Source organism: Streptomyces sp. NBC_01446 (assembly GCF_026340095.1).
In the GTDB taxonomy this organism is placed as follows: domain Bacteria; phylum Actinomycetota; class Actinomycetes; order Streptomycetales; family Streptomycetaceae; genus Streptomyces; species Streptomyces aureus.
Genome location: NZ_JAPEPO010000001.1, coordinates 6,502,814 through 6,515,592, shown reverse-complemented (window position 1 = coordinate 6,515,592; position 12,779 = coordinate 6,502,814). Strand labels below are relative to the sequence as shown.

At 72.1% G+C, this 12,779-nt stretch carries 13 protein-coding genes; 7 read left to right on the top strand and 6 right to left on the bottom strand.

Translation table 11 applies throughout. The features are described 5' to 3' along the window. Nucleotides 1-55 precede the first annotated feature (55 nt). Genes OG456_RS29235 through OG456_RS29225 form a run of 3 tightly spaced genes read left to right on the top strand, consistent with a single transcriptional unit; the run spans nucleotide 56 to nucleotide 3,331 of the window. The gene (locus OG456_RS29235) at nucleotides 56-1,453 is read left to right on the top strand and encodes a gluconate:H+ symporter (RefSeq protein WP_266566119.1); all 1,398 of its coding nucleotides are present in this window, start codon (nucleotides 56-58) and stop codon (nucleotides 1,451-1,453) included. A gap of 46 nt (nucleotides 1,454-1,499) precedes the next feature. Next, nucleotides 1,500-2,273: an SDR family oxidoreductase gene (locus OG456_RS29230; protein ID WP_266566117.1), complete on the top strand. Its 774-nt coding sequence runs from the start codon at nucleotides 1,500-1,502 to the stop codon at nucleotides 2,271-2,273. Nucleotides 2,274-2,299: 26 nt separating this feature from the next. Further along, nucleotides 2,300-3,331 (top strand): L-idonate 5-dehydrogenase, encoded by a 1,032-nt coding sequence (locus tag OG456_RS29225; protein WP_266569478.1) that lies wholly within the window; start codon nucleotides 2,300-2,302, stop codon nucleotides 3,329-3,331. Between the two features lie 10 nt (nucleotides 3,332-3,341). On the opposite strand, the gene OG456_RS29220 is transcribed toward OG456_RS29225, so the two are convergent. The 5 genes from OG456_RS29220 to OG456_RS29200 all read right to left on the bottom strand — a co-directional run bounded on the left by OG456_RS29220 (nucleotide 3,342) and on the right by OG456_RS29200 (nucleotide 9,235). Continuing rightward, nucleotides 3,342-3,947: a cytochrome b/b6 domain-containing protein gene (locus OG456_RS29220; protein WP_266566115.1), complete on the bottom strand. Its 606-nt coding sequence runs from the start codon at nucleotides 3,945-3,947 to the stop codon at nucleotides 3,342-3,344. Further along, nucleotides 3,931-4,596: a molybdopterin-dependent oxidoreductase gene (locus OG456_RS29215; RefSeq protein WP_266569477.1), complete on the bottom strand. Its 666-nt coding sequence runs from the start codon at nucleotides 4,594-4,596 to the stop codon at nucleotides 3,931-3,933. The genes OG456_RS29220 and OG456_RS29215 overlap by 17 nt, the downstream gene beginning before the upstream one ends. Nucleotides 4,597-4,737: 141 nt before the next feature. Continuing rightward, nucleotides 4,738-6,300: an APC family permease gene (locus OG456_RS29210; protein WP_266566113.1), complete on the bottom strand. Its 1,563-nt coding sequence runs from the start codon at nucleotides 6,298-6,300 to the stop codon at nucleotides 4,738-4,740. A 71-nt stretch (nucleotides 6,301-6,371) separates the two neighbouring features. Beyond that, nucleotides 6,372-7,331 (bottom strand): hypothetical protein, encoded by a 960-nt coding sequence (locus OG456_RS29205; protein ID WP_266566111.1) that lies wholly within the window; start codon nucleotides 7,329-7,331, stop codon nucleotides 6,372-6,374. Nucleotides 7,332-7,567: 236 nt separating this feature from the next. Continuing rightward, nucleotides 7,568-9,235, bottom strand: a complete 1,668-nt coding sequence (locus tag OG456_RS29200; RefSeq protein WP_266566109.1) for an FAD-binding dehydrogenase — start codon at nucleotides 9,233-9,235, stop codon at nucleotides 7,568-7,570. A 186-nt stretch (nucleotides 9,236-9,421) separates the two neighbouring features. On the opposite strand from OG456_RS29200, the gene OG456_RS29195 reads away from it, so the two are divergent. From OG456_RS29195 to OG456_RS29180, 4 genes are read left to right on the top strand one after another with little or no spacing between them, the layout of a single operon-like run. Further along, nucleotides 9,422-10,312, top strand: coding sequence for a DMT family transporter (locus tag OG456_RS29195; RefSeq protein ID WP_266566107.1), 891 nt, complete (start codon nucleotides 9,422-9,424; stop codon nucleotides 10,310-10,312). Nucleotides 10,313-10,349: 37 nt separating this feature from the next. After that, nucleotides 10,350-10,928, top strand: coding sequence for an NUDIX hydrolase (locus OG456_RS29190; protein ID WP_266566105.1), 579 nt, complete (start codon nucleotides 10,350-10,352; stop codon nucleotides 10,926-10,928). Between the two features lie 10 nt (nucleotides 10,929-10,938). Beyond that, nucleotides 10,939-11,331, top strand: a complete 393-nt coding sequence (locus OG456_RS29185) for a YidH family protein (RefSeq protein ID WP_266566103.1) — start codon at nucleotides 10,939-10,941, stop codon at nucleotides 11,329-11,331. Continuing rightward, nucleotides 11,328-11,684: a DUF202 domain-containing protein gene (locus OG456_RS29180; RefSeq protein ID WP_266566101.1), complete on the top strand. Its 357-nt coding sequence runs from the start codon at nucleotides 11,328-11,330 to the stop codon at nucleotides 11,682-11,684. The genes OG456_RS29185 and OG456_RS29180 overlap by 4 nt, the downstream gene beginning before the upstream one ends. Before the next feature lie 80 nt (nucleotides 11,685-11,764). On the opposite strand, the gene OG456_RS29175 is transcribed toward OG456_RS29180, so the two are convergent. Beyond that, nucleotides 11,765-12,700, bottom strand: coding sequence for an NADP-dependent oxidoreductase (locus OG456_RS29175; RefSeq protein WP_266566099.1), 936 nt, complete (start codon nucleotides 12,698-12,700; stop codon nucleotides 11,765-11,767). Nucleotides 12,701-12,779: the final 79 nt, after the last annotated feature.

The window sequence follows — 12,779 nt, the reverse complement described above, 5'->3', positions numbered from 1 at the left end:
CAGCGCCCGGCGCTGAAGTAGTTCCCGAAGTCCCCACCCACACCAAGGAAGAACCGTGACCAGTCTCAGCGTCGAGACGCTGGCAGCGGATGCCGTCGAACCGATCACCTCGGCGGGCCACGCCCAGCTGGGGATCGCCGTCCTCGCGGGCATCGCTGTCATCGTTCTGCTCATCACGAAGTTCCGGGTCCACGCCTTCCTGGCGCTGACCATCGGTTCTCTGGCCCTGGGAGCCTTCGCGGGCGCCCCCCTCGACAAGACCATCGTCAGCTTCACCACGGGCCTTGGTTCCACGGTGGCCGGTGTGGGTGTGCTGATCGCGCTCGGCGCGATCCTGGGCAAGCTGCTCGCCGACTCGGGCGGCGCCGACCAGATCGTCGACACGATCCTCGCCAAGGCGGGCGGGCGCGCCATGCCGTGGGCGATGGTCCTGATCGCCTCGGTGATCGGTCTGCCGCTGTTCTTCGAGGTCGGCATCGTGCTGCTGATCCCGGTCGTCCTGATGGTCGCCAAGCGCGGCAACTACTCGGTGATGCGCATCGGCATCCCGGCCCTCGCCGGCCTGTCGGTCATGCACGGCCTGATCCCGCCGCACCCCGGCCCGCTCGTCGCGATCGACGCCGTCGGTGCCAACCTCGGCGTCACGCTCGCCCTGGGTGTTCTCGTCGCCATCCCGACGGTGATCATCGCGGGTCCGCTGTTCTCGAAGGTCGCCGCCCGGTGGGTGGACGTCCAGGCCCCGGACAAGATGACCCCGGCCCGGGCCAGCGACGACCTGGAGAAGCGTCCCAGCTTCCGCGCGGCCGTCGCCACGATCCTGCTCCCCGTCGTGCTGATGCTCGCCAAGGCGCTCGTCGACATCGTCGTGGACAAGCCCGAACACACCGTGCAGCGCGTCTTCGACGTCATCGGTTCGCCGCTGATCGCCCTGCTCGCCGCCGTGATCGTCGGCATGTTCACGCTGGGCCGCGCGGCCGGGTTCACCAAGGACCGGCTGTCCTCCACCGTCGAGAAGTCGCTCGCCCCGATCGCGGGCGTCCTCCTCATCGTCGGCGCGGGCGGCGGCTTCAAGCAGACCCTCATCGACTCGGGCGTGGGCCAGATGGTCCTCGACATCTCCAAGGACTGGTCGATCCCGGCCCTGCTGCTCGCCTGGCTGATCGCGGTCGTCATACGCCTCGCCACGGGCTCCGCCACCGTCGCGACCATCTCGGCGGCCGGTCTCGTGGCGCCGCTCGCGGCCGACATGTCGACCGCGCACACGGCCCTGCTGGTCCTCGCGATCGGCGCCGGCTCGCTCTTCTTCAGCCACGTGAACGACGCGGGCTTCTGGCTGGTGAAGGAGTACTTCGGCCTGGACGTCGGGCAGACCATCAAGACCTGGTCCGTCATGGAGACGATCATCTCGGTCGTCGCCGGTGGCCTGGTGCTGCTGCTGTCCCTGGTCATCTAGCCACCTCGTGATCTGGCTCCCTTCGGAGCGACTGGAGTACTGAGCGATGACCCACCCCCTCTTCGACATCAGCGGCCGCACGGCCCTGGTGACCGGTTCCAGCCGCGGGATCGGGTTCGCCCTGGCCCGCGGCCTCCTGGAGGCCGGCGCGACCGTCGTCCTCAACGGACGTGACGAGTCCGCCCTCGCGGACGCGGCCGAGCGGCTGTCGGAGCAGACAGGAAACAGCCCGGTCCACACCGCGGCGTTCGACGTCACGGACGGACCGTCCGTCGTCGCCGGGGTCGCCGGGGTCGAGGAGCGGGTGGGTCCGCTCGACATCCTCGTCAACAACGCGGGCATGCAGCTGCGCGCCCCGCTCCTGGAGTTCACCGACGCCGACTGGCACCGGGTCCTGAACACCAATCTGACGAGTGCGTTCCTGGTGGGCCGTGAGGCGGCCCGCGGCATGGTGGAACGCGGTCACGGAAAGATCATCAACATCTGCTCGCTGCAGAGCGAGGTCGTGCGGCCCGGCATCGCGCCCTACGCCGCCACCAAGGGCGCCCTGAAGATGCTCACCAAGGGCATGTGCGCCGACTGGGGCCCTTCCGGGGTCCAGGTCAACGGGCTCGGCCCCGGCTACATCGAGACCGAGCTGACCGAACCGCTCGTCCGTGACGAGGAGTTCAGCGCCTGGGTCCGCCGCAGGACCCCGGCCGGCCGCTGGGGCCGCACCGACGACCTCGTCGGCGGCACCCTGTTCCTGGCCTCCCCCGCGTCCGACTTCGTCAGCGGGCAGATCCTCTACGTCGACGGCGGCATGACGAGCGTTCTCTAGAAGACCTCATGGCTGGAGGAGACCTGATGCTGGGCTGCGTGATCCACGGCGCGGGAGATCTGCGCGTCGACGAACTCCCCTCCCCCGAACCCGGCCCGGGCCAGGCGCTCGTCGCCGTCCGCTACGGCGGGGTGTGCGGGTCGGACCTGCACTACTGGCGCCACGGCGGCGTCGGCGACTTCCGGCTCCAGGAACCCATGCTGCTCGGCCACGAGGTCGTGGGCACGGTCCTGTCGTACGGGGACGGCGCCACCGGTCCCGCGCCCGGCACGGCCGTCGCCGTGCACCCGGCGACCCCCTGCGGAACGTGCCCCGAGTGCCTGGACGGGCGGCGCAATGTGTGCCGTGACACCCGTTACCTGGGCAGCGCGGCCCGTACCCCGCACGTCCAGGGCGGCTTCGCCGCGCGGATCGCCGTCCCCGCCGGCCAGTTGAGGGCCGTGCCCGACGGGCTTCCGCTCGACCGGGCCGCCCTCGCCGAGCCCCTCGCGGTGGCGCTGCACGCGGTGCGCCGGGCGGGCCCGGTCGCGGGCAAGCACGTCCTGGTGACCGGCGCGGGCCCGATCGGCTGCCTCGTCGTCGCCGCGGCCAAGGCCGCCGGAGCGGCACATGTGACCGCCACCGACCTCCTCCCCGAAGCCCTCCGTTACGCGCAGGTCGCCGGCGCCGACACCCTCGTACGCGCCGACGACCCGGCCGACAAGGGCTGGCCCGACGAGGCCGACGCGGCGGTCGAGGCGTCGGGCGTGGCCGCCGGGCTCGACAGCTGCCTGCGCCATGTGCGGCGCGGCGGTGCGGTCGTCCAGCTGGGGATGCTGCCGCCGGGGCAGAGCCCGTTCGCGGGGAATCTCGTGGTCAGCCGGGAGATCGAGCTGCGCGGAGCGTTCCGCTTCGACACGGAGTTCGACGACGCGCTGCGCCTGCTCGCCGAGCGGCCGGGGCTCGCGGAGCTGATCAGCGCGGTGGTCCCGGTGGCGGCCGCGGAGTCGGCATTCGCGCTGGCCGCGGACCGCGCACGGGCGTGCAAGGTCCTCCTGGACTTCGGCGCGGGCGCCTAGTACGGCGCCGTCACGGCAGCCACTCGCCGTGCTCGCGATCGGCCCACTCCCTCCCCACGAACCCGGTCCGCATCCCGAGCCGTGCCTCGGGATCCGCCCACGCCTTCGCGATGTGCCCGGCGACCACGATGCCGAGGGCGAGGGACAGCCAGTCGTGCACGAAGGTGCTGCCGGTGCGCCAGGTCAGCGGCGCGAGGTGGGTGAACCACATGAGCAGGCCGGTGCCGAGCATCACCAGGACCGCTCCCGCGAGCCAGCCCGCGTACAGCTTCTGGCCCGCGTTGAACTTGCCCGCGGGCCTCGGGCCCGAGCGGCGCAGAGCGGAGCGCAGCCAGGTGCGGTCGTGCGGGACGAAGCAGTTCAGGCGGCGCAGGTCGGCGCGGAAGGCGCGGGACGCGAGGCCGGCGAGGTAGGGCGCGGGCAGCAGGAGACCGGACCACTCGTGGAGCCTGACCACGAGCTCGCGGCGGCCGACGAGCTCCGCGAACTGGGGTACGTACAGGCAGGCCGCCGTCAGGATGCACAGCCCCATGAGGGCCGCCATGGACCAGTGGACCCAGGTCTCGGAGCGGGTGAAGCGCCTTACGCGCGCCGGGAGTTCAGTGGGTGGGTTCATCGTCGCGTCCGTTCGAGCGGCCGACCCACGCGTCCACGTCGTAGCCGCGGTTCTCCCAGTAGCCGGGTTCGACGCGGTCGGTGACGGTGATGCCGGACAGCCATTTCGCCGACTTGTAGAAGTACATGGGGCCGACGTAGAGCCGGACGGGCCCGCCGTGGGTGTGGCCGAGGGGCTTGTCCTGCATGCGCAGCGCGACGAGCACGTCGGCGCGGCGGGCCTGCGGCAGGGTGAGGCTCTCGCTGTACGTGCCGTCGAAGCAGGTCAGCCGCAGCGCCTTGGCCGAGGGCCGGACTCCGGCCGCGTCGAGGATGCTGGAGAGGCGTACGCCCTCGAAGGGTGTTTGCGGCACGCGCCATCCGGTGACGCACTGGACGTCGCGCACGAGCCGGGTCTGCGGGAGCGCCCGCAGCGCGGGGAGCGTGTAGGTGGTGGGCCGGTCGACGAGGCCGTCGACGGTGAGGCGGTAGTCGGCGGCCGATCTGTGCGGGACGGAGGAGGCGACCGAGTAGTAGCGGAAGCCGCCGCCGTTCGGCAGGAGGTCCGTCAGACCGGTGGGGTCCTTGTCCGCGGCGCCGCCGAGGAAGGATTCGAGGCCGCGCTGGAGGGTGGGCGCGGCGGCGACGCCGAGGGCGCCGAGTCCGAGCATGCCGAGGACGAGGCGGCGGCCGACGGGCGCGCCGCGCTCCTCGTCCCGCTCGGACGGTACGGGTTCTTCCGGGTTCACACACTGATTCGAGCACCCGTGGCCTCCGGGGGCCAGGGGCCACGGGTGTTCGTCAGCGTTCTGTCACTTCTCGGCGGGCACGCCGGCCGCCTTCTCCAGCTGGAACGCCTCGTTGCCGAGACCGATCCCGGCGTGCGCCTCGGGGTTCCTGCCGCGCAGGACGACGCCGTGGACGAGCCCGATGACGGCGGCCAGCGCGATGATGCCGGGCAGCACCCAGTTGAGGGAGGAGCCGGGGCCCGAGCCGACGAGGACGTCGAAGTCCTTGACCGTGTAGAAGGCGATGACGAGCAGCGCGATCCCGGCGATCCCCGACGCGATGAGGCGCCAGATCTGAGCACCCGCGGCGCCGCGCCTGGCGAAGAAGACGATCACGGCCAGCGAGGCGGCGGCCATCAGCAGGATGATGCCGAGCGCGCCGACGTTGCCGCCCCAGGTGAAGAGCTTGAGCACGGGCGCCGTCGGGTCGCCCGCCTTGCCGTCGTCGGTGACCGCGAAGGCCACGACGACGATCAGGGAGAGGGCGGTCTGGAGCAGGGAGCCGGTGCCGGGCGCGCCGCTGGAGCTGTTGGTGCGGCCGAAGGCGGCGGGCAGCAGGCCCTCGCGGCCCATGGCGAAGGCGTAGCGCGAGACGACGTTGTGGAAGCTGAGGAGGGCCGCGAACATGCCGGTGACGAACAGGACATGGACGATGTCCGTGAATGTGCCCCCGAGCCTGCTCTCCGTCAGGAAGAACATCAGGCCCGCGCTCTGCTTCTGCGCGGTCGGGATGATCACGGAGGGCCCGGCGGCGACGGTGAGTGCCCATGAGCTGATGGCGAAGAAGACGGCGACGAATCCGACCGCCATGAACATCACGCGCGGCACGAGGATGTGCGGGCGGCTGGTCTCCTCCGCGTACACGGGCGCCTGCTCGAAGCCGGTGAAGGCGGCGATGCAGAAGCACAGGGCGGTGCCGACGCCCGCGCCGGTGAGGGTGTCCGGGTTGAAGGCGTGCAGCGACAGGCCTTCCCTGGCCGGGTCGCCGATCGCCGCGATGTCGAAGACGACGACGAGCGCGACCTCGACGAGCAGGAGTACGCCGAGCACGCGCGCGTTCACGTCGATCTTCAGCAGGGCGAGCGCGCCGACGGCGAGCACGGCCACCAGCGCCGGGATCCACCAGGCGATGCTCAGGTCGAGATAGGTGGCGAAGAGGTTGGACACCTCGAAGCCGAACATCCCGTAGATGCCGACCTGGAGGACGCTGTAGGCGACGAGCGCGACCAGGGCGGCGCCCGCGCCGGCGGTCGGGCCGAGGCCGCGGGATATGTACGCGTAGAAGGCGCCGGCGTTGTGGACGTGCCGGCTCATCTCGGCGTAGCCGACGCTGAACAGGGCGAGGACAACGCCCAGGATGAGGAAGAGGAGCGGCTGCCCGACCACGCCCATCACGGCGAACGTGGTGGGCATGACGCCGGCGACCACCATGAGCGGGCCCGTCGCGGCCAGCACGGACAGGAGCAGGCCCGCCGTGCCGAGGCGGCCGGCGCGCAGGGCGCTGTCCTGCCCCTTGAAGGTGCTGATCCCCGCGTCGGACTCGGGGGGTCGTGCCGTATCGCTCGTGCTCGAACTGCCCGTCGTCATGGCGGGGTTGTCCCTTCCCTGTGGATGAGCGCTGCTGGTGCGGGTGTCTGGGGTTTTCTGGGGGCGTCGTCCTAGGCCGTGCCGAGCGCGGCACCGCGCGCGGCACGGAACGCTTCGTGCGGATCGCGGTCCGGGTACGACCAGGGGGCGGCGGTGGCGTGCCGGCCGATGCGGTGGAACAGCGCTGCGGCCTCCGCGGGCCTGCCCTCGCAGGACTTGGCGTGGGCGAGGAAGTTCAGGTCGACGCGGCCGCGCGGATGGGCGGGGCGCTCCGGAGTGCCCCATTCGAGCCACCAGTCGAAGGCGGTCTTCATCACGAGGCGGGCGCGGCGGCCCGTCCAGTGTCCGGACGCCTTGGGGTCGGGCGGTTCGCTGCCGGCGGCGGCGAGGACCCGGTAGCGCTCGGCGTGCGCTACCACGGGGAGGACGGCGAGCGGTGAGCCGGGGCCCGCCTGTTCGGCGGCCCAGGACGCGAAGTCGTACACCTCGTGCAGGGGGTCCTGGCCCGCGTCGGGGCGGCGTTCGGCGAGCCTGGCGACCATCAGATGGTGGGCGTGGTGGTGCTCGGCGTGGCGGTGGCGGATCTCGTCGAAGAGGCGGACGACGTCCTCCTCGCGGCCCATGTCCCGTTCCAGGAGCAGGAGTCCGAGCCAGGGCGTGGGGTCGGCGGGCACGAGGGCCGCTGCGTCGCGGCAGGCGTCGCGGGCCTTCTCGGGGCGCGTCTTGCCGATCCGGGCGCGCTGCACGGCGGCGAGGGCGAGCAGGACGGCCGCGTCGGCGGATTCGGGTTCGGCGAGCCGCCAGTCCCTGACCCATGCGGTGGTCGTCGGTTCCTCGGCGAGGACGACGATGCGGTGGCCGCGGCGGTCCCAGTCGTCGCCGGTGGCCGAGATCAGTTCCCTGACCTCGGTCCAGCGCCCCTGAGCGAGGGCCGCGCGGGCGGCGACGAGGTCGCTGTCGTCGAGCGCGGAGTCGAACGGGGGAGCGGCCCGCTTGCGGGCACGCCCGAGTGGTGGTGGGGGTGGGGGCACCGCAGGAAATCCTCTACGACGCGGCTTGCTTGAGGTGATCACGCACAGCAAAGCGGTACCGGGCGCTCCGAGTCAAGGGCATACCAAGGGATGGCCTTCACCAACTCGTTTCACAATCCTCCGAGTTCACCCTCGCGATACGCCAATTCCCGCTCCCACCTGGTCGGTTGAACCGGTGACACGAGACAGCACCCCGAACCGTGAAGAAGGGGGCCGGGGTGCTGTCAAGGCGAGATTCAGCCGGTCGCGGCGGCCGCGGCGCGGCCCGCCGTGCGGCCCGAGAAGAGGCAGCCGCCGAGGAAGGTCCCTTCGAGGGAGCGGTAGCCGTGCACTCCCCCGCCGCCGAACCCGGCCGCCTCCCCCGCCGCGTACACGCCCGGCAGCGGCTCGCCGCCCTCGGTCAGGACGCGCGAGGACAGGTCGGTCTCCAGACCGCCGAGGGACTTGCGGGTGAGGATGTGGAGGCGCACCGCGACCAGCGGACCCGCCTTCGGGTCGAGGATGCGGTGCGGCGCCGCGGTGCGGATGAGGCGGTCGCCGAGGAACTTGCGGGTGCCGCGGATGGCGGTCACCTGGAGGTCCTTGGTGAAGGGGTTGACGATCTCGCGGTCGCGGGCGACGAGGGTGCTGCGCAGTGCGGCCTCGTCGATCAGCGGACCCGACGACTTCTCGGCGAGGGCGTTCATGCCGCGCACCAGGGCGGGGAGGTCCTTCTCGATGACGAAGTCGGCGCCGTTGTCCATGAAGGCCTTGACGGGCGCCGGTACGTCGGCGCGGGCCCGGTCGATGACGCCGCGCACGGACTTCCCGGTCAGGTCGGGATTCTGCTCGGAGCCGCTGAGGGTGAACTCCTTGCCGATGATGCGCTGGTTGAGCACGAACCACGTGTAGCCGTACCCGGTCTTCATGATGTGGTCGAGGGTGCCGAGGGTGTCGAAGCCGGGGAAGAGCGGCACGGGCAGACGCTCGCCGCGCGCGTCGAGCCAGAGCGAGGACGGGCCCGGCAGGATGCGTATGCCGTGCTTGTCCCAGATGGGGTTCCAGTTCTCGATGCCCTCGGTGTAGTGCCACATGCGGTCGCGGTTGATGAGGTGCGCACCCGCGTTCTCCGTGATCCCGAGCATCAGGCCGTCGACGTGCGCGGGCACGCCGGAGAGCATCTTCTCGGGCGGGGTGCCGAGGCGCTCGGGCCAGTTCGCGCGGACGAGGTCGTGGTTTCCGCCGATGCCGCCGGAGGTGACGATCACCGCCTGTGCCGTGAGCTCGAAGGAGCCCGTGACCGTACGGGTGCTGCCCTGGCCGCGCTCGATGGACGACGGTTCGAGGATCTCGCCGGTGACGGTGTCGACGGCACCGGCGCTGCGGGACAGGCCGGTCACCCGGTGCCGGAACTTCAGCTCGACCAGACCGCGCGCCACCCCCTCCCTGACCCGGCGCTCGAAGGGCGCGACGAGGCCGGGGCCGGTCCCCCAGGTGATGTGGAAGCGCGGCACCGAGTTCCCGTGCCCGTTGGCGTCGTAGCCGCCGCGCTCCGCCCAGCCGACCACGGGGAAGAACCGGACGCCCTGCTGGTGCAGCCAGGACCGCTTCTCGCCCGCGGCGAAGTCGACGTACGCCTCGGCCCACTTGCGCGGCCAGTGGTCCTCGGCGCGGTCGAAGCCGGCGGTGCCCATCCAGTCCTGCAGCGCGAGCGCGTGGCTGTCCTTGATCCGCAGGCGGCGCTGCTCGGGCGAGTCGACGAAGAAGAGGCCGCCGAAGGACCAGTGCGCCTGCCCGCCGATGGACTGCTCCGGCTCCTGGTCCAGGAGGATCACCTTGCGGCCCGCGTCCACGAGTTCCGCCACCGCGGCGAGCCCGGCGAGGCCCGCCCCGATCACGATCACGTCCGCGTCGTACGTCGTCATTGGGGTCCGTCCCTCTCGAAAGTTACCGGTGGGTCAGATCTTGGGTACGGGGGTGGTCGGCGTCAACCTCGCCGACCGGGTCACTCGCGGGGCAGCCCGTGCCGCGGGGCGCTATCGTCGGCCTTACACCCGTGCAACGACCCGCCCATGGCCGATCTTGATACCTGCATTCTCGAGGTGCGCAGCGTGTCGGTTCTCGTACTCGTCCTCGCCGTTTCCGCGGCCTTTTGCCTAGGCATCGGATTCGTGCTCCAGCAGAACGCGGCGCAGCACGCCCCGCTGAGCGACTTCCTGTCGCCGCGCCTGCTCCTCGACCTCGTACGGGTGCCCCGCTGGCTGGGCGGCATAGGTTTCATGGTGTGCGGCATGGTGCTCGGCGCGATCGCGCTGGGCAACGGGGAGATCTCCCTCGTCGAGCCGCTGCTCGCGACGAACCTCCTGTTCGCGCTCGCCCTCTCGCGCCACCAGACCCGCCAGCCGCTGGGCAAACAGGGCTGGGCGGGCCTGGCCCTGCTCGCTGGCGGGGTGACGGCCTTCATCGTGGCGGGCGAGCCGCGCGCCGGGGACGCGGTCACCGACCCGCTGCGGCGCTGGCTGATCATCGGCGTGATGGTGGGCGGCGCGCTGCTGCTCACCGGCTACGCGAAGAAGTCACGGATGAGCTCGGCCCCGGTCCTGCTGGGCGTGGCGGCCGGGCTCCTCTACGGGGTGCAGGACGCGCTGACGCGGATGAGCGGGCAGCTGTTCTCGTCGGGCGGCTGGGGCGGGCTGTTCACCAGCTGGCAGCCGTACGGGGTCCTGGTGCTCGGCATCACGGGCCTGATCCTGGTGCAGAGCGCCTTCGAGATGGCACCCCTGCGGATGTCGCTGCCCGCACTAACGGCCGCGCAGCCGCTCGCGGGCATCGCGTGCGGCGTCGGCTTCATGGGCGACCAGCTGCGTACGGACGCCGGGGCGCTCGCCTGGCAGGCGACCGGGCTCACGGCGATCGTGGCGGGGATCGTGCTCCTCGGGATGCATCCGGCGATGCCGACCACGGGCCCCCGGGAGGGGAGCCGGGCAGGGGTCGAGGTCTGATCCGCCGGGGGTCCGCCGGGTCTGGTCTGATGGGCGCATGACCCCTCCCACCGATCCCACGCACGCCGCTGACGCCCCGGATCCGGCGGCGGAAGTCCTCGACATCGTCGACGAGCACGACCGGGTGGTCGGGCAGGCCCCGCGCGGCGAGGCCTACGCCCGCGGACTGCGCCACCGGTGCGTGTTCATCCAGGCCAGGGACGGCGCCGGCCGGATCTTCGTGCACCGCCGCACGCCGACGAAGCTGGTGTTCCCGTCGTTGTACGACATGTTCGTCGGCGGCGTCGTGGGCACCGGGGAGTCCTACGACGACGCGGCTCTGCGCGAGGCGGAGGAGGAGCTCGGCGTCTTCGGGCTGCCCCGCCCCGAGCCCCTGTTCAAGTTCCTGTACGACGGCGGGGCGGGCCTGAGCTGGTGGTCGTACCTGTACGAGGTGCGCTGCGAGCTGCCCGTGAACCCGCAGGCCGAGGAGGTGGGCTGGCACGGCTTCCTCACCGACGAGGAGCTGGAGCGGCGGCTTCCCGAGTGGCCGTGGGTGCCGGACGGGCTCGACGCGTACGAGCGGCTGCGGGCCTACCGCGCAGGGGCTGCGGGCCTGCCCCGGCCGCCCGGATAGGGTCGCCCCCGTGATCGAATTTGTGCGCAGTGTCCGCCTCTGGTTCGCGCCCGAGCGGGTACGGGACGACGGTGACACGCCCGACTACCGCTTCTCGCTGGCCAACGAGCGCACGTTCCTGGCCTGGCTGCGCACGGCGCTCGCCCTGATCGGCGGCGGGTTCGCCGTGGACCAGTTCCTGCCGGACCTGCGCTGGGCCTGGCGCGCCGGTCTCGCGCTCGCGCTGCTCGCGGCGGGCGCTCTGTGCGCGTTGCGGGCGGTCAGCCACTGGGTGCGCTGCGAGCGGGCGATGCGGCGGGGCGAGGACCTGCCCGTCTCGCGGTTCCCGGCGCTGTTGAGCGTGCTCGTGGCACTGGTTGCCGTCGCGATGGTGGTGGTCGTGCTGGCCGGGTGGGCAGGGTGAGCGGCCCGTCGGAGCCGCCCGGCGACGGACGAGGCGGCGCGGCGGCGGCCGGGCGCGATCCGGGGCTCCAGCCCGCGCGGACGCGGCTCGCCTGGCGGCGGACGACGCTGTCGTGCACGGTGGCGGCGATCCTCGCGGCCAGGGCGGCGCTGCACGGCGGCTCGGACACCCTCGGTGTGCTGGGCGCGGCCCTGTGCTTCCTGGCGTGGCTGGGGTTCCTGGCGGTGGCGCACCGCCGGATCCGCGATCTGGCACTGCACGAGGCGCGGCCGCCCGTGATGACCGCCCGCGCGGCCGTGGTGGCGGTGGCCTGCTCAGTGGCGTTGGCCGCGTTCGCGGCGCTCGTGGTGTGACGCCCCCGACGCGGTGGGCTGTCGCCGATCCCCGGCAGCCGGTCGGTCGATCGGGGTCAGTCGGTCAGTCGGTCAGTCGGTCAGTCGGTCCACGGCACGGTGACCACGATCTTGCCCCTGGTGCGGCCCTCGGCGCTCAGCCGCTGGGCGTCGGCGGCCCGCTCCAGCGGGAACGTCTCGTCGACGTGCACCGTGACCACGTCCTGTTCCGCGAGGTCCGCGAGGCGCGCGAGGTCGGCGGCGTCGGGGCGCACGAAGACGTAGCGGCCGCCCAGGTCGACGACCGAGGCGTCCGCGATGGACGCGAGACGGCCGCCCGGCGCGAGCAGGTCCGCGGACGCCTTCAGCGCCTCCCCGCCCACCGTGTCGAACACGGCGTCCACTCCCTCCGGCGCGAGGGCCCGCACGCGTTCGGCGAGGCCTTCCCCGTACGTGACGGGTTCGGCGCCCAGTTCCCGCAGGAAGTCGTGGTTGCGCTCGCTCGCCGTGCCGATGACGCGGGCGCCGAGGTGGCGGCCCAGCTGGACCGCGATCGACCCGACGCCGCCGGCCGCCGCGTGGACGAGCACCACGTCGCCCTCCTGCACGGCGAGGGCGCCGGTCAGGACCTGGTAGGCGGTGAGCCCGGCGAGCGGCAGCCCGGCGGCCTCCTCGTAGGTCAGGTTCCGGGGCTTGCGGGCCAGGGTGCGCACGGGCGCGGCGACGTACTCGGCGAACGTCCCGCGGGAGAGGAAGTCCTCGCGTACGTAGCCGATCACCTCGTCGCCGGTGACGAACTCGGTGACGGCGGCGCCCGGTCGGATCACGACGCCGGACACGTCCCAGCCGGGGATCACCGGGAAGACGGCGTCGAGCACCGGGTCGAGGTAGCCCTCGCGGGCCTTCCAGTCGACGGGGTTCACCGCCGCGGCCCTGACCTTCACCAGGACGGAGTCGGGCCCGACCTTGGGGTCGCGCGCCTCCCCGTACTCGAGTACCTCGGGACCGCCGTAGCCGCTGTAGCTGATCGCCTTCATCCGATGTACTCCTCGCGACGGTCACAGGAACAGGCACAAGATTTCCATAACGGAATGATTCGGGCATTTCCGGCTAGCC